General features: G+C 67.2%; 20 protein-coding genes. 10 read left to right on the top strand and 10 right to left on the bottom strand.

All coding sequences use genetic code 11. From position 1 onward, the window contains the following. The first annotated feature begins 446 nt into the window (after positions 1–446). The gene (gene mutS, locus GO308_RS01455; protein ID WP_240885185.1) at positions 447–3026 is read left to right on the top strand and encodes a DNA mismatch repair protein MutS; all 2580 of its coding nucleotides are present in this window, start codon (positions 447–449) and stop codon (positions 3024–3026) included. A gap of 549 nt (positions 3027–3575) precedes the next feature. Here the strand turns inward: mutS and GO308_RS01450 are convergent. Together GO308_RS01450 and uvrB are read right to left on the bottom strand one after the other, a co-directional pair. Next, positions 3576–4085 carry a hypothetical protein gene (locus tag GO308_RS01450; protein ID WP_066480438.1) on the bottom strand — a complete coding sequence of 170 codons (510 nt, stop codon included), beginning with the start codon at positions 4083–4085 and terminating at the stop codon, positions 3576–3578. A 50-nt stretch (positions 4086–4135) separates the two neighbouring features. Continuing rightward, positions 4136–6325 (bottom strand): excinuclease ABC subunit UvrB, encoded by a 2190-nt coding sequence (uvrB, locus tag GO308_RS01445; protein ID WP_240883604.1) that lies wholly within the window; start codon positions 6323–6325, stop codon positions 4136–4138. Between the two features lie 277 nt (positions 6326–6602). Between uvrB and GO308_RS01440 the strand changes: the two genes are divergently transcribed. From GO308_RS01440 to GO308_RS01430, 3 genes are read left to right on the top strand one after another with little or no spacing between them, the layout of a single operon-like run. Beyond that, entirely contained in the window at positions 6603–7961 is a 1359-nt protein-coding gene (locus GO308_RS01440) for an amidohydrolase (protein ID WP_240883603.1), read from the top strand. Next, positions 7958–8539 (top strand): DUF3617 domain-containing protein, encoded by a 582-nt coding sequence (locus tag GO308_RS01435; RefSeq protein WP_240883602.1) that lies wholly within the window; start codon positions 7958–7960, stop codon positions 8537–8539. The genes GO308_RS01440 and GO308_RS01435 overlap by 4 nt, the downstream gene beginning before the upstream one ends. 39 nt (positions 8540–8578) lie before the next feature. Continuing rightward, positions 8579–8971, top strand: coding sequence for a VOC family protein (locus GO308_RS01430; protein ID WP_066673138.1), 393 nt, complete (start codon positions 8579–8581; stop codon positions 8969–8971). Positions 8972–8983: 12 nt separating this feature from the next. Here GO308_RS01430 and GO308_RS01425 read toward each other — a convergent pair whose 3' ends face one another. From GO308_RS01425 to GO308_RS01410, 4 genes are all read right to left on the bottom strand, one after another. Beyond that, on the bottom strand, positions 8984–9412 hold the full coding sequence (locus GO308_RS01425) for a hypothetical protein (protein ID WP_240883601.1): 429 nt from the start codon (positions 9410–9412) through the stop codon (positions 8984–8986). Beyond that, entirely contained in the window at positions 9409–10623 is a 1215-nt protein-coding gene (locus GO308_RS01420) for an MBL fold metallo-hydrolase (protein WP_240883600.1), read from the bottom strand. Before GO308_RS01420 ends, GO308_RS01425 begins: the two co-directional genes overlap by 4 nt. Then, a complete protein-coding gene (locus GO308_RS01415) occupies positions 10620–10973 on the bottom strand; it encodes an endonuclease domain-containing protein (RefSeq protein WP_240883599.1) in 354 nt (117 codons plus the stop codon). Before GO308_RS01415 ends, GO308_RS01420 begins: the two co-directional genes overlap by 4 nt. 114 nt (positions 10974–11087) lie before the next feature. Continuing rightward, positions 11088–12605, bottom strand: a complete 1518-nt coding sequence (locus tag GO308_RS01410; protein WP_240883598.1) for a fumarate hydratase — start codon at positions 12603–12605, stop codon at positions 11088–11090. Between the two features lie 153 nt (positions 12606–12758). Between GO308_RS01410 and GO308_RS01405 the strand changes: the two genes are divergently transcribed. From GO308_RS01405 to GO308_RS01395, 3 genes are all read left to right on the top strand, one after another. Beyond that, positions 12759–14828 carry an EAL domain-containing protein gene (locus tag GO308_RS01405; RefSeq protein ID WP_346768958.1) on the top strand — a complete coding sequence of 690 codons (2070 nt, stop codon included), beginning with the start codon at positions 12759–12761 and terminating at the stop codon, positions 14826–14828. Between the two features lie 58 nt (positions 14829–14886). Then, positions 14887–16959 carry an NAD-dependent DNA ligase LigA gene (gene ligA / locus GO308_RS01400; RefSeq protein ID WP_240883597.1) on the top strand — a complete coding sequence of 691 codons (2073 nt, stop codon included), beginning with the start codon at positions 14887–14889 and terminating at the stop codon, positions 16957–16959. Between the two features lie 174 nt (positions 16960–17133). Continuing rightward, entirely contained in the window at positions 17134–20307 is a 3174-nt protein-coding gene (locus GO308_RS01395; protein ID WP_066546888.1) for a TonB-dependent receptor, read from the top strand. Positions 20308–20402: 95 nt separating this feature from the next. On the opposite strand, the gene GO308_RS01390 is transcribed toward GO308_RS01395, so the two are convergent. Further along, on the bottom strand, positions 20403–21011 hold the full coding sequence (locus tag GO308_RS01390; protein WP_066480609.1) for an HD domain-containing protein: 609 nt from the start codon (positions 21009–21011) through the stop codon (positions 20403–20405). A 117-nt stretch (positions 21012–21128) separates the two neighbouring features. Here GO308_RS01390 and GO308_RS01385 point away from each other — a divergent pair, with 117 nt between their 5' ends. The 3 genes from GO308_RS01385 (at position 21129) to aac(3) (ending at position 23942) form a co-directional block, all read left to right on the top strand. After that, positions 21129–22223 (top strand): histidine kinase, encoded by a 1095-nt coding sequence (locus GO308_RS01385; RefSeq protein ID WP_066480416.1) that lies wholly within the window; start codon positions 21129–21131, stop codon positions 22221–22223. Further along, complete coding sequence (locus GO308_RS01380) at positions 22220–23023, top strand: LytTR family DNA-binding domain-containing protein (RefSeq protein WP_066480415.1); 804 nt, start codon at positions 22220–22222, stop codon at positions 23021–23023. Before GO308_RS01385 ends, GO308_RS01380 begins: the two co-directional genes overlap by 4 nt. A 100-nt stretch (positions 23024–23123) precedes the next feature. After that, positions 23124–23942 (top strand): aminoglycoside 3-N-acetyltransferase, encoded by an 819-nt coding sequence (gene aac(3) / locus GO308_RS01375; RefSeq protein WP_066673132.1) that lies wholly within the window; start codon positions 23124–23126, stop codon positions 23940–23942. Here aac(3) and GO308_RS01370 read toward each other — a convergent pair. The 3 genes from GO308_RS01370 to GO308_RS01360 form a co-directional block, all read right to left on the bottom strand. After that, the gene (locus GO308_RS01370) at positions 23926–24402 is read right to left on the bottom strand and encodes a hypothetical protein (protein WP_231729648.1); all 477 of its coding nucleotides are present in this window, start codon (positions 24400–24402) and stop codon (positions 23926–23928) included. The genes aac(3) and GO308_RS01370 overlap by 17 nt on opposite strands. A gap of 67 nt (positions 24403–24469) precedes the next feature. Further along, positions 24470–24757 (bottom strand): DUF3297 family protein, encoded by a 288-nt coding sequence (locus GO308_RS01365; RefSeq protein ID WP_066551232.1) that lies wholly within the window; start codon positions 24755–24757, stop codon positions 24470–24472. A gap of 11 nt (positions 24758–24768) precedes the next feature. Beyond that, positions 24769–26430, bottom strand: a complete 1662-nt coding sequence (locus GO308_RS01360) for a cyclic nucleotide-binding domain-containing thioredoxin-disulfide reductase (protein WP_240883596.1) — start codon at positions 26428–26430, stop codon at positions 24769–24771. Between the last annotated feature and the right edge of the window lie 26 nt (positions 26431–26456).

Genomic DNA, 26456 nt, shown 5'->3' with positions numbered 1-26456 from the left:
CCTTGTGCCGGGGTCCACCGTGCAGCCCGCGATGTCGCTGGCCACTGGTCGCGCGCGACCGGCCCAATCCCGCGCATTCGCCGCTGCGCGTTGCACGGCTTGGCGCGGTGGACCCCGGCACAAGGCCGGGGTGACGGCATGTGGCGAACGTGCGTCGATCCCGTCATGCCGGACCTGATGCAGCATCCAGGCACGATGCCACACAATAGAGACGAAACAGGCACGTGACATTTACGGCCGGTTGCGATCCGTTTCCAATCGTCACCCGTGCATCACATTCGTCGCCCCGGCCTTTCCAATCATCGTCCCGTCACTTTTCAAATCGTCACCCCGGCCTTGTGCCGTCGCCGTCGCGCGCAATTGGCCTTTGGCGCGCCCGCATGGCTGCGCTAACGCTCGCGCCGATGGCTGATGCACCCGCCCCTTCGGACGCCCCGCCCACGCCAATGATGGCGCAATATCTCGCGCTCAAGGCCGAGGCGCAGGATTGCCTGCTCTTCTATCGCATGGGCGACTTTTTCGAGATGTTCTTCGACGACGCCAAAGTGGCGAGCGGCGTGCTCGACATCGCGCTGACCGCACGCGGCGAACATGGCGGCGACCGCGTGCCGATGTGCGGGGTGCCCGTCCACGCCGCCACCGCCTATCTCCAGCGGCTGATCAAGGCCGGGCACCGCGTCGCCATCGCCGAGCAGGTCGAAACACCCGAGCAAGCCAGGAAGCGCGCAGGGGCCAAGGCGCTGGTCAGGCGCGCGATCGTCCGCGTCGTCACCGCCGGCACGCTGACCGAGGAGGCCCTGCTCGACAGCCGCAGCACCAACTGGTGCGTCGCCATCGGCGAGGCGGCGGGCGAGGTCGCCATTGCCGCCGCCGACGTGTCGACCGGCCGGTTCGAGATCGTGGCCACCCGCGCGGACGCGCTCGTGGCCGAGCTCGCCCGGCTCGCACCGGCCGAGACCATCGTCGCCGAAGGATCGCCGCACGAGGCGCTGGCGACCGGCATCCGCCCGCGCGCCAGCTTCGACAGCGGCGCGGGCGAGGCGCGGCTGCGCGCGCTGTTCGGCGTGGCGACGCTTGACGGCTTCGGCCCGTTCGGGCGCGCGGCACTCGCCGCTGCCGGCGGGCTGGTCGCGTATCTCGACCATACCGCAAAAGGCGCGCTGCCCTTTCTGCGCCCACCGCGCCTCGACCGCAGCGACGCCAGCATGGCGATCGACGCCGCGACGCGCGAAAGCCTGGAGCTGACCCAGTCGAGCGCGGGCACCCGGCGCGGCAGCCTGCTCGACGCGGTCGACCGCACCGTCACCGGCGCGGGCGCGCGACTGCTCGCCGCCGACATCGCCGCCCCGCTGATGGACCGCGCGGCGATCGAGGCGCGGCTCGATCTGGTCCAGTATTTCCACGACACGCCGGGCCTACGCGACGGCGTGCGCGCGACGCTGCGCGCGCTCCCCGATATCGGCCGGGCGATCGGGCGGCTGGCGGCGGGGCGCGGCGGCCCGCGCGACCTCGGCCAGCTGCGCGACGGGCTGGACGGCGCGTGGCGGCTGGGCGAGCGGCTGGGGCAGATCGCCGACGCGCCCGCGCTGCTCCGCACGCTCGCGCCGCAGTTGCGCGGCCATGGCGAGCTGGTCGATCTGCTAAAACGCGCGCTCGTGCCCGAACCGCCCGTCGATGCCAGCGCCGGCGGCTTCATCGCGGAGGGCTATGACATCGCGCTCGACGACCTGCGCGCCACGGGTGCCGGGGGGCGACGCGCCATCGCCGCGCTGGAGGCCGAATATCGCCAGCGCACCGGCATTTCCGCGCTCAAGGTCCGCCATAACGGCGTGCTCGGCTATCATGTCGAGGTGCCGGCGCGCGCTGCCGACGCGCTGATGCGCCCCGACAGCGGCTTCACCCACCGCCAGACGCTCGCGGGCGTCGTGCGCTTCAACGCCCCCGACCTTCATGACGTCGCGCTGCGCGTCACCCAGTCGGGCGCCCACGCCATCGCTGCGGAGGCCGCGCATCTCGAGGAACTGACCGCGCGCGCCGTCGACCGGCGCGAGGCGATCGCGGCGACCGCCGACGCGCTCGCGCGGATCGACGTCGCCGCCGGCCTCGCCGAACGCGCCGCAGAGGCCGGGTGGACGCGGCCAGCGCTGGTCGACCATGCCTGTTTTGAAATCAGCGGCGGGCGGCATCCGGTGGTCGAGGACGCGCTGGCGCGCGCGGGCGAACGCTTCGTCGCCAATGACTGCCGCCTGTCGGAGGATTCGCGGCTGTGGCTCGTCACCGGGCCGAACATGGGCGGCAAATCGACCTTTCTGCGCCAGAACGCGCTGATCGCGGTGCTGGCACAGGCGGGCAGCTATGTCCCGGCGGCGCAGGCGACGCTGGGGCTGGTCGACCGGCTGTTCAGCCGCGTCGGCGCGTCGGACAATCTGGCGCGCGGCCGATCGACCTTCATGGTCGAGATGGTCGAAACCGCCGCGATCCTGGCCCAGGCGACGCCGCGCAGCTTCGTGATCCTCGACGAGGTCGGGCGCGGCACCAGCACCTATGACGGGCTCGCCATCGCCTGGGCGGTGGTCGAGGCGATCCATGAGGATAATCGCTGCCGCTGCCTGTTCGCGACGCATTATCACGAGCTCACCCGGCTGGCGGAGCGCTGCCCCGCGCTCAGCCTCCACCACGTCCGCGCGCGCGAGTGGAAGGGCGATCTGGTGCTGCTGCACGAAGTCGCGGACGGACCCGCCGACCGCAGCTACGGCCTGGCGGTCGCGCGCCTTGCCGGGCTGCCGCCGGTTACCATCGCGCGCGCCAAGGCGGTGCTGGCAAAGCTGGAGGCCGGGCGCGAGCGGACGGGCGGAATCGCCGCCGGGCTCGACGACCTGCCGCTGTTCGCCGCAGCGGCCACGCCCGAGGCGGCACCCGCCACCGATCCGCTGCGCGACCAGCTCGCGACGCTCGACGTCGACGCGCTCACCCCGCGCGAGGCACTCGACCTGCTCTATCGATTGAAGGGACTGGCGCTGGAATGAAATGCGACCGCATCGCCCCGGCGCAGGCGGGGGCCGCTAAAAATCGAGGAGAGTGAATGGACCCGCTCATCCTGAGTAGCCGCTGAGCTTGTCGAAGCCTGTCCTGAGCGCCTGCCTTGGCAGGCAGTCGAAGGGCGGCGTGTCGAAGGACAAGCGCAATCGCGCGTCCTTGAAATGAAAGAGGCCGCCGGGGCCTCGCACTCGAGGACCCCGGCGACCTCCGACATGGTCAGCGGCCGGAGAGCTCCAGCCCGGGAGACCATGCGGGCCGCGTTACCGAAGCGGACATGCGTTGATTGGAGGAGGATACCTCCCGCATGTCATTACGGACGGAGGGCTTCCGTCCGCGCCTCGGCTCAGCGGCGCGTCTCCCGAACGAACTGAACCGACCCCATTGCTGAACCATGAGACATCGGATCACCTCCTTTCGCTAGTTGAAGCCTGCGCACCCTGCTGGATGCACGGCGAATGTGAATCACCGCGAGTCGCAGAACAAGACTTGAATTGAAAATAATTATCGACGATTCTGCTCGCCCTGCCGATCGGCGATCAGCGTCGGCAGTCCTCCGTCACCCGCAGCAATTCTGGCCAGGCCGGCACGACCAGCGGCGCGGCCGGCGGTGCCTCAACGATGAAGCGCCCGCGGCTGAATCCCATTGCGTCGAGCAGCGGGTCGCGCGCGCCCAGGCTGACCTCCACCCCCGCCGCCGTTGCGGTGCCGGTCAGCGCGCGCACGGTGCTCGTCGTCCGGATCGTCACCGCCGTCCCCTGCACGCCCGCGCGCGTCAGCACCACGCGCTGCCCCGCCCGGTCGCACCGTACCGCCAGCGCGGCGGCGGGCGCGCTGCCAAATGTCGCCTGCGATCCGCCGGAAGTCGCCGCATAGGCCCATGTCCCCGCCGCCATCGGCCAGTCGCGCCAATCCCCGACATAGGGGTTAGGCGCAACCGGAGGCACCGCCGCGGGCGGCGGAGCAGCGACGGGCGCCGGCGGCGGCTTGGAAGGCGCGACACACGCGCCGAGCACGACCAGCGACGCAAACGGGATGAGGATACGCATCACGCGCTTATGGGCGAACCCGCGCCCCCGCTCAACCGCACAAGGCCGCATCACCTCCGCCCGCCGCCCCATTTGCGCTGCGTCTTGCCGAAGCGGTCCTTGCGGGTGCCCGGCTTGCCTTCGTTCGAGCGGCCCATGATCGGGGCCTTGCGCTGGTCGTCGGGGAGGCCGAGTTCCTGGGCCTCAAGCGAACGGATTTCGTCGCGCAGGCGGCCCGCTTCCTCGAACTCGAGGTCGGCGGCGGCCTTGCGCATCTTCTTTTCGAGATCCTCGATATAGCTGCGCAGATTGTGGCCGACCATGTGCGGCTTGTCGGCGTCGATCTCGACGGTCACCTGGTCCTTGCTGGCGACGTGCGCGATGATGTCGCCGATGTTGCGCTTGATCGTCGTCGGCGTGATGCCGTGCGCGGTGTTGTAGGCGATCTGCTTTTCGCGCCGGCGGTCGGTCTCGCGCATCGCGCGCTCCATGCTGCCGGTGATGCGATCGGCATACAAGATGACGCGCCCCTCGACGTTGCGCGCGGCGCGGCCGATCGTCTGGACGAGCGAGGTTTCCGAACGCAGGAACCCCTCCTTGTCCGCGTCCAGGATCGCGACCAGCCCGCATTCGGGAATGTCGAGCCCCTCGCGCAGCAAGTTGATGCCGATCAGCACGTCATAGACGCCCATCCGCAGGTCACGGATCAGCTCGATGCGCTCCAGCGTCTCGACGTCGGAGTGCATGTAGCGGACCTTCAAGCCCGCCTCGTGCATATATTCGGTCAGGTCCTCGGCCATCCGCTTGGTCAGGGTGGTGACGAGGGTGCGATAGCCAAGCTCGGCGGTCTTGCGTGCCTCGACGATCAGGTCCTGCACCTGTTCCTCGACCGGGCGGATTTCGACCGGCGGGTCGATCAGGCCGGTCGGGCGGATGACCTGTTCGACGAAGACGCCGCCGGTCTGCTCCATTTCCCAGCTGCCCGGCGTTGCCGATACCGACACCGTCTGCGGGCGCATCGCGTCCCATTCGTTGAAGCGCAGCGGCCGGTTGTCGATGCACGACGGCAAGCGGAAGCCATATTCGGCGAGCGTGATCTTGCGCCGGTGGTCGCCGCGCGCCATGCCGCCGATCTGCGGCACGGTCACATGGCTTTCGTCGACGAACAGCAGCGCGTTCTCGGGCAGATATTCGAACAGCGTCGGCGGCGGCTCGCCGGGCAGCCGCCCGGTCAGGAAGCGGCTGTAATTCTCGATGCCTGCGCAGCTGCCGGTCGCGGCGATCATCTCCAGGTCGAAATGGGTGCGCTGCTCCAGCCGTTGCGCTTCCAGCAGCTTGCCTTCGGCCTGCAATTCCTTCAGCCGCTCGGCGAGCTCGAAACGGATCGCTTCGGTCGCCTGCTTGAGCGTCGGGCCTGGCGTCACATAGTGCGAATTGGCGTAGACCCGGACATAGTTGAGGCTGGCGACCTTCGATCCGGTCAGCGGATCGAACTCGACAATCTCCTCGATCTCGTCGCCGAAAAAGCTGATCCGCCAGGCGGTGTCCTCATAGTGCGACGGGAAGAGTTCGAGGCTATCGCCGCGCACCCGGAAATTGCCGCGCGCGAATGCGGCCTCGTTGCGCTTGTACTGAAGCGCGACCAGCTTGCGGATGATCTCGCGCTGATCGACCACCTGGCCCTTTTTCAGGTCGAAGATCATCGCCGAATAGGTCTCGACCGAGCCGATGCCGTAGAGGCACGAGACCGACGCGACGATCAGCACGTCGTCGCGCTCCAGCAACGACCGGGTCGCCGAATGGCGCATCCGGTCGATCGCTTCGTTCACGCTCGACTCCTTTTCGATATAGGTGTCGGAGCGCGGCACATAGGCCTCGGGCTGATAATAGTCGTAATAGCTGACGAAATATTCGACCGCGTTGTCGGGGAAGAAGCTCTTGAACTCGCCATAGAGCTGGGCGGCGAGGATCTTGTTGGGCGCCAGGATCAGCGCCGGGCGCTGGAGCTCCTCGATCACCTTGGCCATGGTGAACGTCTTGCCCGATCCGGTGACGCCCAGCAGCACCTGGTCCTTCTCGCCCGCGCGCGCTTGCTCGACCAGCTCGGCGATCGCGCCCGGCTGGTCGCCGGACGGGGTGTATTCGCTCACCAGCTTGAATCGCTTCCCACCCTCGACCTTGTCCGGGCGCTGGGGCCGGTGCGGCACGAAGCTCTGCCCGGTATCGGGCTCGGCGAGGCTGGTGCGAATCTGAATGGCCATGCGCCGCAATATGAGAACGAACCGGGTCCGCGGCAACCGGAAGCCGAACAGGCCGACCGCAAACTGGCTTTTGGGTCCGGGCACAAGCCATCTATCCGCGTCACCCCGGGCTTGACCCGGGGTTCCGCTTCATCTTGCGACGGAACAGGCAGCGGGACCCCGGATCAAGTCCGGGGTGACGGGTAAATCTCACGCGATTGTGTTCTGTGACTCAGGCTCCGGACTCGACTTGGCATGCGGTTGCGATAGGCTGGGCAAAACTTCCGGGGAGAGATCGATGCGCCGTTCGTCCGCCACCTTCGTGTCCGCGCTGCTGATCGGCAGCGCCATCGCGATGCCCGCTTATGCCGAGCCCGATTACGCCCCGGCCGTCCGCGCCGATTACGCGCGCGACCTGGCGCAGACGTTCGAGTGGTTCCACCGCAACCCCGAATTGTCGTTCAAGGAAACCAAGACCGCGGCGCGCATGGCGGCCGAGCTGCGCAAGGTGCCCGGCGTCGTCGTCACCGAAGGGGTCGGCGGCACCGGCGTGGTCGGCGTGATGAAGAACGGGGCGGGTCCGGTGGTGCTGGTACGCGCCGACATGGACGGCCTGCCGGTCGAGGAGAAGTCGGGGCTCGGCTATGCATCGACCGTGCGCCAGGTCGGTGTCGACGGGGTCGAGACGCCCGTCATGCACGCCTGCGGCCATGACACCCACATCACGTCGATGATCGGCACCGCGCGGCGGCTGGCGGCGATGACGGACCGTTGGGCCGGTACGGTTATGTTCGTCGTCCAGCCCGCCGAGGAACGCGTCGGCGGCGCAAAGGCGATGGTGGCCGACGGGCTCTATACCCGCTTCGCCAAGCCCGACTATGCGCTCGCCTTCCACGTCGCCGCCGACCTGGCGAGCGGCAAGGTTTCGGCGTCGGAGGGCATCCAATATGCCTCGTCTGATTCGGTCGACATCATCGTGCCGGGCATCGGCGCGCATGGCGCAAGCCCCCATGCGGGCAAGGACCCGGTCTATATGGCGTCGCAACTCGTCATCGCGCTCCAGGGGCTGATCAGCCGCGAACAGCAGCCGCTGAAGCCCGGCGTCATCACCGTCGGCTCGTTCCATTCAGGGCTCAAGCACAACATCATTTCCGACGAAGCGCGCCTGCAGGTCACGGTGCGCGCCAATGACGAGGCGGAGCGCAAGCGGCTGATCGACGGCATCAAGCGCGTCGCGCGCGGGGTCGGCGAATTGAACGGCATGCCCGAAGACAAGATGCCGGTGGTCAACGTGATCGAAGGCACGCCGACCACGATCAACGACCGCGATCTCGCCCAACGGCTGAACGGCGTGATGAAGGCCGCGCTGGGCGACGACGCCTTCGTCCCGTTCGAGCAGAAGGGCATGGGTGCGGAGGACTTCACCTATTTCGTCCAGCCCGACACGGGGGTGAAGGGCTATTATTTCGCGGTCGGCGGCACGCCGCAGGCGGCGTTCGACGCCGCGGCCAAGGGCGGCCCCGCCGTCCCCTCGCACCATTCGCCGCTGTTCAAGGTCGCGCCCGAGCCGGCGATCGTCACCGGCACGATCGCGATGACCGCGGCGGTGCTGGAACTGATGAAACCGGGCGGCGCGGGCGCGGGTGCCGGGCAATGACCGCCGCGCGGATCCTGATCGCGCCGATGATCCTGATGCTGGCGGCTTGTGGCGGCGGCAGCGGCGGTAACAGCACCGTCGAGCAGGCGGCGGAGACCGGCGAGGTCGATCTGACCAATGCAGCACCCGGCGAAGTCGCCAAGCAGGCCAAGGCATCGGGCGCAATGCGGCTCAATCCGGGCGAGTGGGAAACCACAGTCGAAGTGGTCGATATCGACATCCCGGGAATGCCCAAGGGCGGTCCGCATAGCGACGTGATGAAAGTGATGCGCGAGGCCAAGACCACCGTCACCAACTGCGTCACGCCCGAGGAGGCCGAGAACCCGGAATCGGGTGTCTTCACCGGCTCCAACGGCCAGTGCCGCTATGAACGCTTTCGCATGGGCGGCGGCCGGATCGACGGCACGCTGGCATGTCGGGGCAAGGACGGCGGCGGCGACATGCGGATGGCGGTCAACGGCACCTTTTCCGACACCGCCTTCGCGCTCGACAATGCGATGGAAACGCGCATGGGCGACAGCGTGATGAAGATGAAGGCCAAGGTCAGCGGCAAGCGGATCGGCGCGTGCAAGGGCTGAGGTCGCCGGAACGGACATATCGGACGTAGGGAGAGGGACATGATCGGCTATGTGACGTTGGGCGTGAACGATCTGGATCGCGCACGCGCCTTCTACGATGGGCTGCTGGGCGTGATCGGGGCCAAGCGGCTGATGCAGATGGAGGAAAACGGCTTCACCATGTACGGCACCGACTGGAAGATGCCGGGCATCGCGATCACCAAGCCCTATGACGGCAATGCGGCACGCGCCGGCAACGGCAACATGGTCGCGCTGATCATGGACAGCCGCGACAAGGTCGATGCGCTTCACGCCAAGGCGCTGGAGCTCGGCGGGACCTGCGACGGACCGCCGGGACTGCGCGCGCCGGAGGAAATGGGCTTCTACGCCGCCTATTTCCGCGACCCGGAAGGCAACAAGATCGCCGCGTTCAACGCCCCGATGCCGGGCTGAGGCAGGGTTGGCTCAGCCGAGCCGGCGATAGGCGACGCGCCACATCAGCAATGCGACGGCAATCCCGATCGGCGCGGCGGCGATGCCGGTCGCCAGCGCGCTGATCCAGCGATAGCGCGCGCTCGCCGCGCCGAGCATGTCGGCATCCGCGTTGAGCAGCACGCCAAACAACAGGCTGGCCGCCACTCCGGCGACGATGGCCGCGGTCGGGCCGGTCAGCCCGATGCGCCGTACCATCACCCACAACAGCCCGCCCAGCAACGCGACGACCGGTGTCGCAACGACGCTTACCAGTCCCCAGACGAGCAGCAGCGCCGCGACGTCATGGCCGCCGCCCAGTGCATGGAGCGCGGTGGCGAGGGTGCCGGTCGCAAGACCACCGGCCAGGCAGGCGAGGCCGATCCTGTCCAGGCTGGCATGTTCGAGCCGGCGGCGGATCATTTGAGCGCACGCACCGCCGGCGTGTCGAGGCAGCGATCGATTTCCCCCCGCGGACGCGGCGGCGGGAGGGTTGCGTCGGTAGCCGCCGGCACCTCGACCGTGCGGCCGATGGCGATCGCGTCGAAGCGCCCTGGCACCCTTGCACAAGCCATTGCGGCCTTTAGCAGACGCGGCGGGGTGTCGCGCGCTTCATAGGACAGGCGGAACGTGCCCCAGTGGACCGCGATCCCTCGCGTCGCGCCCAGCCGGCGGAACAGCTCGACCGCCTCGACCGGGCCGACATGGCTGCCGGTCGACATCTGCCCGGGCTGGAAGCGGAACGCGCCGATCGGCAGCAGCGCGAGGCGGATCGGCCCGTAGCCGCGCGCTTCGTCCGCCCAGGCGTAATCGCCCGCCCCGGTGTCGCCGGCGAAGAACAAATTGCCGCCGCTCGGCAGCTTGACGACGAAGCTCGACCACAGCGCCCGGTTGCGATCGGTGAACCAGCGGCTCGACCAATGATGGTTGCGGGTGACAATCACTTCCGGCGCGCTGATCCGGGGATCTCGCGCGCACGCGTCGCTATCGTCGCAGCGCGGTACGATCTCAGTCCGCCCGCCCCAATCGAGCGCGGCCGCGGGCACACCTGCCTGCGCGATCACGCTGTCATTGCCCAGGCTGGTGACGATCTGCGGCCGGTCGCGATCCCACAGCCGCTTGAGCGTGGCGAGGTCCATGTGGTCGTAGTGATTGTGGCTGACCACCACCAGGTCGATCGGCGGCAGGTCGTCGAAGCGGATGCCGGGTTCGGCGACCCGGCTCGGTCCGAAGCCGAAGGGACCGGCGGTGTCCGACCAGATCGGATCGGTCAGGATGTTGAGGCCGGCGGTCTGGACCAGCACGGTCGCGTGCCCGACCCACGTGACCAGCATCCGATCGCCCGCGACCCTGCGCGGCGGCTTGGCCGGCGTAACCGCGACGCGCGCGGGCCAGGGCGGCCGCCCGTCATTGCCGGTCGCCTGGGCGAACAGAAACGCCCCCCGGCTGCGCCGCGTCGGCGTGGATGCGGTGTCCTCGCCATCGGGATTGAAGAAGCGTTCGCCATCATAATGCTCGCTTGCGGATCCGTCATAATAACGCCGGTCGAGGAAGGACGGCACGATCGCGATGGCAAGCAACGCGAGGATGAGAAGCCAGAGCAGGACGGCGAGGAGGTAGCGGAGGAGGGTCATAGATCCTCCCCATGCCTCGCATGGGGAGGGGGACCGTCCGCAGGACGGTGGAGGGGAATTGTGCAACGATCGAGCAGATGGACAACCACCGCGTCAGGGTCGCGCAAGACCTCCACCGCCGCCACTCGAATCGTCATGATGTCCTGTTCCTCGAGCCAAGCGTCCCGTCGTGCGTCGCGTTGCGGCCGATCGCCAAGTTCATGTGTCATGCCATCTATTTCGATCGCGATGCGGGCAGCGGGCGCGTAGAAATCGAGCACATAGGGCCCGATCGGATGCTGGCGACGAAACTTTACACCGCCCGGCCTTGTTCGAAGCCGCTGCCATAGCAGGACTTCGGGTAAGGTCATGTCGGTACGCAGCTTTCGGGCGCGGACAACGCTTGTTCGTGGTGCCGGCATCAAACCCCTCCACCAGCCTTTGGCTGGTCCCCCTCCCCGTCTACGACGGGTAGGATCTTGTCCTCACCCGACCAACAACCCCTCCTTCGCGATCTTCTCCCGCCAAACCAAAGGGGCGAGCTGGTGGACGTTGTTGCCTTCCGCATCCACCGCGACGGTGACCGGGAAGTCGCGCACCTCGAATTCGTAGATCGCTTCCATGCCGAGGTCGGCGAAGCCCACCACACGGCTCCCCTTGATGGCGCGTGCGACGAGATAGGCCGCGCCGCCGACCGCCATCAGATAGGCGCTCTTCGCCTCGGCAATCGCCTCGGTCGCGGCCGGGCCGCGTTCGGCCTTGCCGACCATCGCGAGCAGGCCCTGATCGAGCATCATGCGGGTGAACTTGTCCATGCGCGTCGCGGTCGTCGGGCCGGCGGGGCCGACCACTTCCTCGCCCACCGGGTCGACCGGGCCGACATAATAGATCACGCGGCCCCTGAACTCGACCGGCAGCTTCTCGCCGCGGTCGAGCATGTCCTTGATCCGCTTGTGCGCCGCGTCACGCCCGGTCAGCATCTTGCCGTTGAGCAGCAGCCGGTCGCCCTGCTTCCACCCCTGCACCACCTCCGGCGTCAGCGTGTCGAGATCGACGCGGATCGCCGCCTTGTCGGGTGTCCAGTTGACGTCGGGCCATTCGTCCAGCTTCGGTGCCTCCAGATAGACCGGCCCCGATCCGTCGAGGGTGAAGTGCGCGTGACGGGTGGCGGCGCAATTGGGGATCATCGCCACCGGCTTCGACGCGGCGTGCGTCGGCCAGTCGGCGATCTTGACGTCGAGGATGGTCGACAGGCCCCCCAGCCCCTGCGCGCCGATGCCAAGCGCGTTGACCTTGTCGAAAATCTCGATGCGCAGCGCCTCGATGTCGTTCTGCGCCCCGCGCGCCTTCAGCTGCGCCATGTCGATCGCGCCCATCAGCGATTCCTTGGCGAGCAGCATCGCCTTTTCCGCGGTGCCGCCGATGCCGATGCCCAGCATCCCCGGCGGGCACCAGCCGGCGCCCATCTGCGGCAGCATTTCGAGCACCCAGTCGACGATCGAATCGCTGGGGTTCATCATCTTGAACTTCGACTTGTTCTCGCTGCCGCCGCCCTTGGCCGCGACGTCGATGCTGACGGTCCCGCCCGGCACCATTTCGACGTGGAGCACCGACGGGGTGTTGTCGCGGGTGTTGCGGCGGGTAAAGGCGGGATCGGCCAGGATCGAGGCGCGCAACTTGTTTTCCGGGTGGAGATACGCGCGGCGCACCCCTTCATCGATTACCTCCTGAAGCGAACGCGCGCTTTCGAGCCGGCAGTCCTGACCCCATTTGACGAAGACGGTGACGATGCCCGTGTCCTGACAGATCGGGCGATGCCCCTCCGCGCACATCCGGCTGTTGGTCAGGATCTGGGCGATCGCGTCCTTGGCGGCCGGCGACTGTTCCGCGCGATAGGCGTCACCCAGCGCGCGGATATAATCCATCGGGTGGTAGTAGCTGATGAATTGCAGCGCGTCGGCGACGCTTTCGATGAGGTCGGATTCGCGGATGGTCACGGTCATGCAGCGGGTCCCGGCATTAGGAACGAAGGGCAGTGCGATGCCGCAGCCCTAATCGCCCCGCCGCCATCCTCCAACCCCCGCCTTGACCGATCGCCAGCCGATTAACCACGCCTGCAAGCCATTTCGCAATCGCCGCGCCGCTAGCGGGGACAGGTGAGTATCCTGAAGCGTTTTCGCGGTCGGTCGGAGGACGAATTGCGCGCGGGCGGCATGGTCGTCAGCGCGGCCGACCGCGCGAACATCGCACTCCAGCTGGTGACGGGGTTCGAGGCACATGGCCTCGGCTGGTTCTGGCAGACCGACCGCCAGGGCAAGCTGACCTATCTGAGCGATACCGTCCGCCGGACGATCGAGGCGGCGACCGGCGAGCCGGTGATCGGCGCGACGCTCGTCAGCCTGTTCCAGATGGACGGCGACGATCCCGCGACCGAACGGACGCTGGCGTTTCACATGACGTCGCGCACCGTGTTCACCGATTATTCGGTGCGGCCGATCGCCAGCAGCGACCGGCGCTGGTCGATGTCGGGCCGCCCCTGCTTCGACGCGTTCGGCAAGTTCGAGGGCTTTGTCGGCAGCGGCAGCGACCTGACCCAGCGCCTGCACGCGGAGGAGGAGATCAAGCGGCTCGCGCTGTACGATGCGCTGACCGGCCTCGCCAATCGCCAGCGCATGCGCCTGGCGATCGACCAGACGCTGGCGCAGTCGATCCGATCCTATCGCGCAACATCGCTGCTGCTGCTCGATCTCGATCGCTTCAAGGCGGTGAACGACACGCTGGGCCACCAGACGGGCGACGCGCTGCTGGTGCAGGTCGCGCAGCGGGTGACGCGCGCCGTCGGCGAAATGGGGCTGGTCGGCCGGCTCGGCGGCGACGAGTTCCAGGTCCTGCTGCCCGACGAGGGCAATCGCGAGGCGCTGGCCGACCTGGCCCGCACGATCATCGCGTCGCTGTCGCAACCCTATTTCATCTCGGGCTCGTCGATCAGCATCGGCTGTTCGATCGGGATCGCGGTCGCCCCCAATGACGGCGAGGATTCCGAAACGCTGACCCGCAGCGCCGACCTGGCGCTTTATGCCGCGAAGGCGGACGGGCGCGGGATGCACCATTTCTATCGCGAGGAAATGCTGTCCGACGCGCGGTCGCGGCGACAGATGGAGGACGACCTGCGCGTCGCGTTGGTCGAGAACCAGCTCTATCTGGTCTATCAGGCGATCGTCGCGACCAGCGACCACCGCATCATCGGCTATGAGGCCCTGCTGCGCTGGCGACACCCGACACGCGGCGACATCTCGCCCGTCGACTTCATTCCCGTCGCCGAGGAATCGGGGCTGATCGAAGCGATCGGCGAATGGGTGCTGCGCACGGCCACGCGCGAGGCCGCGACCTGGCCCGGCGAGGTTCGCGTCGCGGTCAACGTGTCGCCGATCCAGTTCGTCGACGCGGCGTTTCCAGCCACCGTCACCAGTGCGCTGGCGGCATCGGGGATCGCGCCCGGCCGGCTCGAGCTCGAGATCACCGAAAGCGTCTTCCTGACCGACAGCGACACGTCCGACACCATGTTCCGCCGGCTGAAGGCGCTGGGGGTCCGGCTGTCGCTCGACGATTTCGGGACGGGCTATTCCTCGCTCGGCTATCTGCGCCATGCGCCCTTCGACAAGATCAAGATCGACAAGTCGTTCGTGCGAGGATCGGCGATGGCGGGAAACCGCAACCCGGCGATCATCAAGGCGATCGTGGCGCTGGCCGAGACGCTGGGGATGGAAACGACCGCGGAAGGCGTCGAGGTGCGCGACGAGATCGACGTGATCCGGGCGCTGGGGTGCGGCCAGATCCAGGGCCATGTCTATGGCCTGCCGCTGCGCCGTGACGAGGTGGCGCAACAGCTGCGGGAAAATGGGGGCGTCGCGGTCGCGGAAGGATTCCGGATCAGCCGGGCACCGCGGATGCGGATGCTGCGCTGGGCGCGGATGGAAATCGGCGGTCATGTCGGCGATGTCCGCATCCGCAACCTGTCGACATCGGGTGCGATGGTCGACGGCGTCGAACTCGCCAAGGAAGCGGTTGGCACGCCGGTCAACCTGGAGGTGATGACCGACGCGACCATGGCCGGCGAAATCCGCTGGGCGGACGAGGGACAGGCCGGCGTCGCCTTCGCCACGCCCTTCGACATGCGTCGCCTCAACGCCCAGACCAATCCGCCGCGCGGGCGCCGCACGGGCTGAGCCCGCGGCGACGCACAGGGGCTTGATCGAGGCCGCCGCGCTTCGTACCGCACGCGTCGTGAGCCCGCCCGAGCCCCTGCCCGCCACCGATATCGAGGCTGAAGCCGAGCTGGCGCGGCTGGCCGAGCGGATCGCCTATCACAACGCGCGCTATCACGGTGACGACGCACCCGAGATCAGCGATGCGGCGTTCGATGCGCTGGTCCGCCGCAATGCCGCGATCGAGGCGGCGTTTCCGCATCTGGTGCGCAGCGATTCGCCGTCGCTGAGCGTCGGTGCGGCCCCCGCCGAGCATCTCGCCAAGGTCGCGCACAGCCGGCCGATGCTCAGCCTCGACAACGGCTTTTCGGACGAGGATGTCGCCGATTTCGTCGGGCGCGTCCGCCGTTTCCTGGCGCTGCCCGACGACGCCCCGGTGCGGCTGACCGCCGAGCCCAAGATCGACGGCCTGTCCTGCGCGCTGCGCTATGAGCGCGGCGCGCTGGTGCGTGCGCTGACACGCGGCGACGGCCAGGTGGGCGAGGACGTGACCGCCAATGTCCGCACGATTGCGGATATTCCCGCGACGCTGGCCGGCGCCCCGGAGGTGTTCGAGGTGCGCGGCGAAGTCTATATGGAGAAGGCCGCCTTTGCCGCGCTGAACCGGCAACTGGCTGCGGCGGCAGAGGCGACCGGCAAGCCGGCACGCCAGTTCGCCAATCCCCGCAATGCCGCCGCCGGATCGCTGCGCCAGAAGGACGCCGGCGTCACCGCATCGCGGCCGCTGCGCTTCCTGGCGCATGGCTGGGGCGAGGCGAGCCGGGTACCGGGCGAAACCCAGGGCGAGGTGGTCGCCGCATTGCGCGGCTTTGGCTTCGGGGTCGCCGACGCCTTCGCCGTCACCGACGACATCGACGGCGCGCTTGCGGTCTATCGCGCGATCGAGCGCGCGCGCGCCGACCTGCCCTTCGACATCGACGGTGTGGTGTACAAGGTCGACCGGCTCGACTGGCAGGTGCGGCTTGGCTTCGTCGGACGCGCGCCGCGCTGGGCTCTGGCGCACAAATTCCCGGCCGAGCGCGCCGAAACGACGCTGCGCGCGATCGACATCCAGGTCGGGCGCACCGGCAAGCTGACCCCGGTCGCGCGGCTGGAACCGGTGACGGTCGGCGGCGTCGTCGTGACCAACGCGACGCTGCACAATGCCGACGAGATTGCCCGGCTGGGCGTGCGCCCCGGCGACCGCGTCGTCGTGCAGCGCGCGGGCGACGTCATTCCCCAGATCGTCGAGAACCTGACGCGCGAGGTCGCGCGGGCGGCATGGACCTTCCCCGCCGCCTGCCCCGAATGCGGGTCGGACGCGGTCGCCGAGGCGGGCGAAGTCGATATCCGCTGCACCGGCGGGCTCATCTGTCCCGCCCAGCGCGTCGAACGCCTGCGCCATTTCGTCAGCCGCGCCGCGATGGACATCGAGGGGATGGGCGGGGTCACCATCGAAACCTTCTTCCGCGACGGCCTGGTCCATTCGCCCGCCGACATCTTCCGCCTGCACGCACAGCGCGACGTGCTGCTGGGCCGCGAACGCTGGGCGGAGACGTCGGTCGACAATCTGCTCGCCGCGATCGAGGCGAAGCGCCGGCCCGATCCGGTGCGCTTCCTGTTCGGGCTGGGCATCCGCCATGTCGGCAAGGTCACTGCGCGCGACCTGCTGAAAGCCTTCGGGACGGTCGAGGCGGTCGCTGCCGTCGCCCGCGATCCCGATCGCCGCGGCGAGATCGAGGCGATCGACGGCATCGGACCCAGCGTCGCGCAGGCGCTGAGCGACTTCTTCGCCGAGCCGCACAATGTCGCGGTGTGGGACGACCTGCTGACCCAGGTCAAGCCGAACGCGTTCGTCCACGCGGTCGCGCAGTCGGAGGTAACCGGCAAGACCGTCGTCTTCACCGGCACCCTCGAGACGCTGAGTCGCGACGAGGCCAAGGCCCAGGCCGAAGCGCTGGGCGCGCGGGTCAGCGGATCGGTGTCGGCAAAGACCGACCTGGTCGTCGCCGGTCCCGGCGCGGGATCGAAGCTCAAAAAAGCCGCCGAATTCGGGGTTCAGGTGATCGACGAAGCCGCCTGGGCCGCGATTGTCGCGGCGGCACGCGCCTGACGCCCGGCACGATACCGTCCGCGGGCGGTGATGCTATTTTGCAACGCAGCATGACCGACATTGCGGACTCGTCAAAGCTGTAACTCATCTGACACATTCCGCGCGCAGGGGCCGCGTTAACGGAATCAAAACCGGCCGGTTGAGCCGGTTCTTTCAAAAACCAAGGGGTTTTCGATGCGACATCATCTGCTTTTCGGCGCAGCTGCGGCTGCCCTGGTCGTTCCCGTAGCGGCCTATGCCCAGGATACCACGTCATCGATCCGCGGCCAGGTCGTGATCGAAGGCGCGCCCGCGGCCAATGCGGAGGTGACGATCACGCACCTGCCCTCGAACACGACCAGCACCGCGACGACCGACGAAGGCGGCAACTTCAATGCCTCCGGCCTTCGCGTCGGCGGTCCCTTCACCATCACCGCGCGGACGGCCGAGGGCCAGACGGGCGAAGTGTCCGACGTGTTCCTGACCGCGGGCCAGGTGTCGCGCGTGAACGTCGAGCTCGCGACCGCGGACATCGTCATCACCGGCTCGCGGATCGCGCGCGTGCAGAGCAACGGCCCGCTCACGACGCTGAACCGTGAGGACATTGACGGCATCGCGACGGTCAACCGCGACATTCGCGACATCGTTCGTCGCGATCCGTTCGCGACCATCGACCTGTCCAACTCGCGGACCATCGAAATCGCCGGCCAGAACGGCCGCCTCAACCGCTTCTCGGTCGACGGCGTACAGTTTTCCGACGACTTCGGCCTGAACAATGGCGGTCTGCCCACCAGCCGCGGCCCGGTGCCGTTCGACGCGATCGAACAGCTGTCGGTCAAGGTCGCGCCGTACGACATTTCCGAAGGCGACTTCCAGGGCGGCGCGATCAACGTCATCCTGCGTTCGGGCACCAACGAATTTTCGGGCTCGGGTTTCTTCACCTACACCGACCAGAGCCTGACCGGGTCGCGCAGCCGCGGCCGCGACATCGCGTTGGAGTTTGATTCGAAGCAATATGGCGGCCTGATCAGCGGTCCGATCATCAAGGACAAGCTGTTCTTCATGTTCGCCTATGAGCGGCTGGATGAGAAGGATCCGTTCGACGACGGCGTCGGCCCGGGGTTCGCGAACCAGGTTCCGGGCATCACTCTCGCCAATGTCGATCAGGTCTCGTCGATCGCGCAGTCGGTCTACAATTACGACACCCAGGGCCTGATCCAGAACGCGGTCGAGAGCGACGAGAAGTTCGCCGGCAAGCTCGACTGGAACATCAGCAATGATCACCGCGCGTCGCTGACCTATATCCGCAACGTCGGCACGCAGCAGCTCCAGCAGAACGTCGTCCTGACCGCCCCCCAGGCGCTGGGCCTGCAGTCGAACGGCTATGAGCTGCGCGAAGAGGTCAATTCGGGCGTCTTCCAGCTCAATTCGACCTGGTCGGACAATTTCTCGACCGAGTTCCGCGCCAGCTATCGCGACTATAACCGTAACCAGGATCCGTTCGGCGGCCGCGACATCGGCCAGTTCGAAGTCTGCCTCGATCCGACGTCGGTCGGCTCGGCGACAGTTTGCAACGGCTCGCGTCTGTTCTTCGGTCCGGACATCAGCCGCCACGCCAACTCGCTGCGCCAGGAAAACCTGTCGCTCGATTTCACCGCCCGCGCGACGCTGGGCGATCACACCATCCGCGCGCTGTTCGGCTATACCGACATCTCGACCTTCAACCTGTTCCTGCAGCGGTCGCTGGGCGACATCTATTTCGACTCGATCGCGTCGTTCCAGGCGCGCCGTGCCGATCGCCTTCGCCTTGCCGGTGCGGTGCCGAGCCTCGATTCGGACGACGCCGCCGCGCGCTTCTCGACCCAGTCGTACACGATCGGGTTCCAGGACGACTGGCAGATCACGCCCGATTTCCAGCTGACCTATGGTGCGCGCTACGACCTGTTCAACAATCCCGAGCGCCCGCAGCTGAACACCAACTTCACCGGCCGCCTCGGCTTTCCCAACAGCTTCACGTTCACCGGTCGCGGCGTGCTCCAGCCGCGTATCGGCTTCAACTGGCAGGCGACCGATCGCCTGATCATTCGCGGCGGCGCGGGCATCTTCGGCGGCGGCACGCCCGACGTGTTCCTGTCGAACAGCTTTTCCAACACGGGCCAGCTGACCAACCTGGTCGACATCACGCGCGCCAATTGCGCGGCTTCCGGCACCTGCGGCGCGCTGGATGGCGTGACCGGCACCAGCTACCCGGCGTCGCTGACCAACTTCCTGGTCAACAACACGGCGTCGCTCGCGCTGGCACCGGTCAATGCGATCGATCCGGACCTGGAACTGGCATCGCAGCTGCGCGCGACCCTGTCGGCCAGCTATGAAGCCGATCTCGGCCCGCTCGGTGACGGCTGGCTGTTCGGCGCCGACTTCCTCTACGGCAATATCGTCAATGCCTATCAGTGGACGGACCGGCGCTCGGTGCCGATCGGCACGCTTCCGGACGGCCGCACCCGCTATGGCCCCTTGAACGGCATCGCGACGACCAACCAGGACCTAGTGATGACCAATTCGACCGGCGGACGCTCGTTTATCGGCGTCGCGCGGGTCAGCAAGGCCTGGGATTTCGGCCTGACCGTCGATGCGAGCTACACCCGCTCCGACGTCACCGACGTCAATGCGATCACCTCGGCGACGGCGGGTTCGCTCTACAGCAACAACGCGTTCGTGGACCCGAACATCCCGGCGGAAGGCACCTCGATCTATCAGATCAAGGACCAGTACAAATTCTCGATCGATTACAACCATGCCTTCTTCGGCGACTACAAGACGCGCGTCAGCCTGTTCGGCGAATATCGCTCGGGTCGGCCGTATAGCCTGACCATGATCGATCGCGGCACCGGGCGTTTGCCGGTGTTCGGAACCGTCGGCAACGGTTCGCGCGTCCTGCTTTACGTGCCCCAGCTCAACGATCCCCGCGTCGTATTCGACTCGGCGGCGACCGAGACCGCGTTCAACAATCTGGTCGACCAGTTCGGCCTGAAGCGCGGCGCGGTGGTGCGCAAGAACAGCGAGCAGTCGCCCGACTTCTTCAAGGTCGACCTGCACGTCGGTCAGGAAATTCCGACCTTCATCGGAAAGAGCCGGATCGAGGTCTATGCGGACATCGAAAACGTCCTCAACCTGATCGACTCGGACTGGGGCTCGCTGCGCCAGGTGGCGTTCCCGCAGACCGCGGCTGCGGTCACCGTCGAGTGCGCGGCGCTCAGCGGCGGCAACTGCACCCAGTATCGCTACTCGCGCGTCGAGCAGCCGAACGTCCAGCTGGTGACGCGTCCGTCGCTGTATCAGATCCGTCTGGGCGCGCGTTTCCGCTTCTGACACGCCGCAAGGCCGAACGAAACGACAGCCGCCGCCCCAGCAATGGGGCGGCGGTTTTCGCTGGTGCCGTGTCCTTTGGTGAGCGGGCGTGGGGCTCAGGCGGCCGCCGGCGCGCTCACCTTCGCGTACATGCTGTTGATCGGGCGCGCGAAGACGCGGCGCACCATCGGCTCGAAGAACGCGAGCGGCTCGCTCGCATAGTCGGGATCGAACGCGGCCTGGTCGTAGAGATGGCAGAATTCGGCACAGGCGTCGTAATGCGCGCTGCCGCGGAACCGCTCGCGCAGGTCGCGGTCCATGCCGAGGTGGTGGAAATAATAATAGCCCTGGAACGCGCCATGATTCTGCGCAATCCAGTGCAACTCCTCCGACACGAAGGGCTTGAGGATCGCGGCGGCGATTTCGGGATGGTTGTAGCTGCCGAGCGTGTCGCCGATGTCGTGGAGCAGCGCCATCACGACGTAATCCTCGCCCCGCCCGTCGCGATGCGCGCGGGTCGCGGTCTGCAGCGAATGAGTCAGCCGGTCGACCGGAAAGCCGCCATAGTCGCCGTCGAGCAGCCGGAGATGCGCGAGCACGCGGTCGGCGAGCCCGTCGGCAAAGTCGCGAAAATGCCCGGCAATAATCGCCCAGTCCTCAGCCGTCCCCTCGGTCATGGCCCGAAACTGCGCGCGCGCCTGATCGGCATGGGGATGATCGGTCATCCGGCTCGTCCTTTCCATCATCGTGTCGTGACGCCAGCCTATGCCGGTTTGCCGCAATCGTTAAGCCGGGATATGTGAGAGGGCACTGCGCCGACCCGAAAGACCGCACGCCCGCCCATGACCTCCGCCCTGCTCTCCCGGCCGTTTTTCGAGGACAAATCCCGCGCCTTCTGGATCCTGCAGGCGGCGGGCTGGAGCGGCTACCTCATCCTGCGCGCGGTTTCGCTGCTCGGCAACAACCCGTCGATCGAGCCGGCGGTGGCGGCGATCATCGAGGCGATCGTCGGCTATTGCCTGACGCTGCTCATGTCGGTGCTCTACGGCTATTCGCGCAAGCTGCCGCGGTTCCAGAGCATCGCGCTGACGATCGCGACGCTGGCGGCGGCGACCGTCCTCTATGCGTTCATCGACGCCTTCATCTTCTCGTTCATCCGCACCGGCACGCCGGAGATCACGCTGCGCTTCTTCCTCGGCGTGCTGTTCCTCACCTTCACCGTGCTGGCGGGGTGGTCGGCGCTGTATTTCGGGATCAACTTCTACCTGATCGTCGAACGGCAGATCGACCAGATGCAGCTGCTGGAAAGCCAGGCGTCGACCGCGCAGCTGGCGATGCTTCGCTATCAGCTCAACCCCCATTTTCTCTTCAACACGCTCAACTCGATCTCGACGCTGGTGCTGCTCAAGCAGACCGAGCGCGCCAATGCGATGCTCAGCCGGCTGTCCTCGTTCCTGCGCTACACGCTCGCCAACGAACCGACCGCACAGGTGACGCTGGCACAGGAAGTCGAGACGCTGAAACTCTATCTCGATATCGAGAAGATGCGCTTCGACGAGCGGCTGCGCACGAGCTTCGACATCGACGCGCGCACCGTGAAGGCGCGCCTGCCGTCGCTGCTGCTGCAGCCGCTGGTCGAGAACGCGATCAAATATGCCGTGACGCCGCTGGAGGAGGGTGCGGATATCGCGGTCGCCGCACGGTTGAACGGAGACAGGGTGCAGATCATCGTGTCCGACACCGGTCCGGGCTTGAACGAACGCGCGCGTCGGCCAAGCCTGTCCACGGGCGTGGGTCTGGCCAATACGAGGGAGCGGTTGGCACAGGCGTTCGGTCCCGATCACCGTTTCGAAGCACGATCGAACCCGGGCGGCGGGTTCCGCGTTGAAATCGAGATACCGTTCCAGGTTGAAGAACCCAACCGCGAGGCAGCATGACCATCCGTACCATCCTAGTCGACGACGAACCCCTGGCGATCCAGGGACTGGAGCTCCGGCTGCAGGAGCATGAGGACGTCGAGATCATCGACAAATGCGTCAACGGTCGCGAGGCGATCCGCGCGATCAAGACCCATAAGCCCGATCTGGTGTTCCTCGACATCCAGATGCCGGGGTTCGACGGCTTTTCGGTGGTCCAGGGGCTGATGGAGGTCGAACCGCCGCTGTTCGTCTTCGTGACCGCCTATTCCGACCATGCCATCCGCGCGTTCGAGGCGCAGGCGGTCGACTATCTGCTCAAGCCGGTCGAGGAGGCGCGGCTTGCCGACACGCTGGACCGCGTGCGCCAGCGCCTCTCGGAAAAGCGCGGCCAGGCCGAGGTCGAGAAGCTCAAGGAAGTGCTGGCCGAGGTCGCGCCCGAAGCCGCCGAGGAATTCGCCGATGCGGGCACCGACCCGGTTACGTCCAGCCGGTTCGAGCGGCTGATCAACATCAAGGACCGCGGCCAGATTTTCCGCGTCGACGTCGACACGATCGAACGCATCGACGCGGCGGGCGATTATATGTGCATCTATACCGCCGACAACACGCTGATCTTGCGCGAAACGATGAAGGACCTGGAAAAGCGCCTCGATCCCCGTCGTTTCCAGCGCGTGCACCGGTCGACGATCGTCAATCTCGACCTGGTCAAGCAGGTCAAGCCGCACACCAACGGCGAATGTTTCCTGGTGCTCGATTCGGGTGCGCAGGTGAAAGTCAGCCGCTCCTATCGCGACGTCGTGGCGCGCTTCGTCCATTGATCGCGGACCGCTGGATGCGACCCGCCGATCGTGTGGCTGACCGGGGCGTTTCGGATGCGCCACGATCCGGGATCGCGGCGACAACCGCGGCACATCGCGGATGACTGAGCTGTGGACGCGCACCGCGCTGGCCCGTGACCTGGCCGCGCTCGGCCTGGGTGCGAGCGACACGGTCGAGGTGCATGTCGGGCTGCGCGCCGTCGGGCCGATCCTGGGCGGGCCGGACACGCTGATCGGCGCGATCCGCGACACGATCGGCGATGGCGGCACGCTGCTGGTCGCCACCGACTGGAACGGAGACTATCAGGAGAGCCTGACGGCCGAGGACGGCAGCGTACCCGCGCAATGGCGGGATCATGTGCCCCCCTTCGATCCGCTCACGTCGCGGTCGATGCGCGAAAATGGCGCCTTCGCCGAATTCGTCCGGACGACTCCGGGCGCCAGGCGCAGCGGCAATCCGAATTGCAGCATGGCCGCCATCGGCGCGCGCGCCGCGTGGCTCACCGATGGGCAACCGCTCGACTATGGCTATGGCCCCGGGTCGCCGCTCGCCCGGCTGGTCGAGGCGCAGGGACGCGCATTATTGATCGGCGCACCGGGCCAATCGCTGACCCTTCTGCACCACGCCGAACATCTCGCCGACATTCCCGACAAGCGTACCTTCCGGGTCGAAATCCCGTTTCGCAACCCGGATGGCGGCACATCATGGCGGTGGTGCACCTATTTCGAGGACAGCGAGGCGATCGTCGAGGGCCTGTCCGACAGCTATTTCGACGAGATCGTCGCCGACTATCTCGCCACCGGTTCCGGAAGCACGGGGCGGGTCGGCAGCGCAACGGCGATCTTGGTGGATGCAGCCGATATCACCGCCTTCGCGGTCGGCTGGATCGAGCGGGCCGCGGCTAGAGCGCGAACTTGATCCCGTGAAGGCTGAGCGGGGTGCCATCGTCGGCACAGACCGGCGCGGCGATCAGACGCATCCAGCGTGTCGTCCCGCCGGGGCGGAGCTCGACATCGATCGTGAAGCCGCGGCGATGCTTGATCGCATAGTCGCGCAGGCGCTCCATCGCCGCGCGTGATTCGTCGGCATAGACCGACAGCGCGTGCGGACGGCTGGGCGCCACGTGGCGCGGTACGCCGAACAGGTCGTGCACGGCCCCCGACCATGCGAGACGCCCGCTCGACAGATCGCATTCCCACAGCCCGACGCCATGCTCGGCGAGCGCCTGGCTCTGCGCGGCATTCGGATCGAGCGGCCAGCGCAGCACGGGTTCGAGCTGAACCGATCCGAGGTCGAACCGCCGGGTGCGATCGAACAGCGGCCAGCTGTGGTTCAGCGCGAGCGGCTCGACCGGCTTCATGCACGGGACTTCGGTCATGACGCCGAACATAGCCGGGGCTGCCTAAGAAAGCATGGACGCAGCCGCCGTGACCGCGTCGCGTGCGTCACGCGTCGCCCGCGTCCGCGTCCGCGTCCGCCGCATCGGCACCGACGCCGCTGTCCTGGAACCATGCCTCGACCGGGCCGCTCAGCTTGATCGTCAGCGGGTGGCCGTGCCGGTCGACCTTCTTGCCGACGGCGACGCGGATCCAGCCTTCGGAAATCGAATATTCCTCGACATCCTTGCGCTCGGTACCTTTGAAGCGGATGCCGATGCCGCGTTGCAGCAGGTCGCCGTCGAAATACGGGCTGCGCGGATTGATCGACAGGCGGTCGGGGGGTGTATCGCTCATGGCGAGCGCCGTTACTCGACCGCGCCGATTTCCGCCAGATATTTGTGAATGGCCGACACCACGACCGACCCCTCGCCCACGCCGGAAGCGACCCGCTTGATCGATCCCGATCGCACGTCGCCGACCGCGAAAATGCCCGGGCGCGACGTTTCGAACAGCCGCGAATTGCGATCGGTCAGCACGAAGCCCTTTTCATCGAGTTCGAGGCACCCGTCGAGCCAGTGGGTGTTGGGCTCGGCACCGATCATCACGAACAGCGCGCCGACCGCCTGCCGATGCGTCGCGCCGCTGCGCCGGTCGGTCCAGGTCACCTCGCGCAGCTGGGCATCGCCGTGGAGTTCGCTGATCTCGGTGAACGGATGAAGCGTGATCTTGTCGGCTGCCTCAATCCGCTCGATCAGGTAGCGGGACATCGTCGACGCCAGCCCCTCCCCGCGCACCAGGATGTGGACGTGCGCGACGGTCCGCGACAGGAAGATCGCGGCCTGCCCAGCCGAATTGCCGCCGCCGACCACGACGACATGCGTGTCGGCGCATAGCGACGCCTCCATCGCGGTTGCGGCATAATGAATGCCGTTGCCCTCGAACCGCGCATAGTCGGGCAGGTCGAGCTTGCGATAGCGCGCGCCGGTCGCAACCACGATGGCTTCGGCGCAAAGTTGCTGGCCGTCCTCCAGCCGCAGGCGGAACGGACGTTCGCTGCAGTCGAGTTCGGCGACGGCGCGCGAGATAGCGAGTTGGGCACCGAATTTCTGGGCCTGTACCTGAGCGCGCCCCGCCAATGCCTGGCCGGAGATTCCGGTGGGAAAGCCGAGATAATTCTCGATCTTGCTGCTGGTGCCTGCCTGGCCGCCCGGCGCGACTGCCTCGACCACCACCGTCTCCAACCCCTCGGACGCCGCATAGACGGCCGCCGCCAATCCGGAGGGGCCCGCGCCGATGACGGCAAGATGGTGGACCCGGTTGCAATCGATCTGCACTGTCAGGCCCAGCGCATCGGCGAGCGCGGCGTTGGTCGGGTTGCGCAGCGGCGCCCCCTCGGCGATCACCACCGGCAGGTCCGCCTCGGTCAAGTTGAAGCAGGCGAGGAAGCCGGCCGCATCGGCGTCGCTTTCGGTGTCGATGGTCCGATGCGGATAGCCGTTGCGGGTCAGGAACGTCTCCAGCCGCACCATGTTCGAAAGGTGCGCCGGGCCGACCAGCGTCACGCCGCCTTGGGCATGCTTCATCAGCGCGACGCGGCGCAGGATGAAGGCCCGCATGATGATCTCGCCGATGTCGGGCTCGGCCGCGATCATGCGCCGGAAATCGGGCCGCTTGATGCGGACCACGCGCGTGTCGCCGATCGCGCGCCCGCTGACCAGGATCTTGCGGTCGTTGAACAGGTCGAGCTCGCCGGTGAACTGGTTGGCGCGATGGCTGTGGACGATGCTGTCCGTCTCGCCGCTATGATCGATGATCTCGATCTCGCCCGACAGGATCAGGAAGAAATCGACGCTGCGCTGGCCGCGCTCGAAAATGAAGGTCCCGTCCTCGACCGTCTCGATCGTGCCGAATGACGCGACCCGCTCCGCCATGGCGTCGTCGAGCACCGGAAAGGTCTGCGCGGTGCGGGCATAGGGATCGGACGGGTCGAGCCCGGCACGTGGCGGCGAATCTGGCGGGCTGCTCATGCGTCATCCCATAACGCGCCCGGCAC

The organism is Sphingomonas sp. SFZ2018-12 (assembly GCF_022496715.1).
Lineage (GTDB): Bacteria > Pseudomonadota > Alphaproteobacteria > Sphingomonadales > Sphingomonadaceae > Sphingomonas.
The sequence above is the reverse complement of the archived record's forward strand: the minus strand, read 5'-3'. Positions and strand labels throughout refer to the sequence as shown.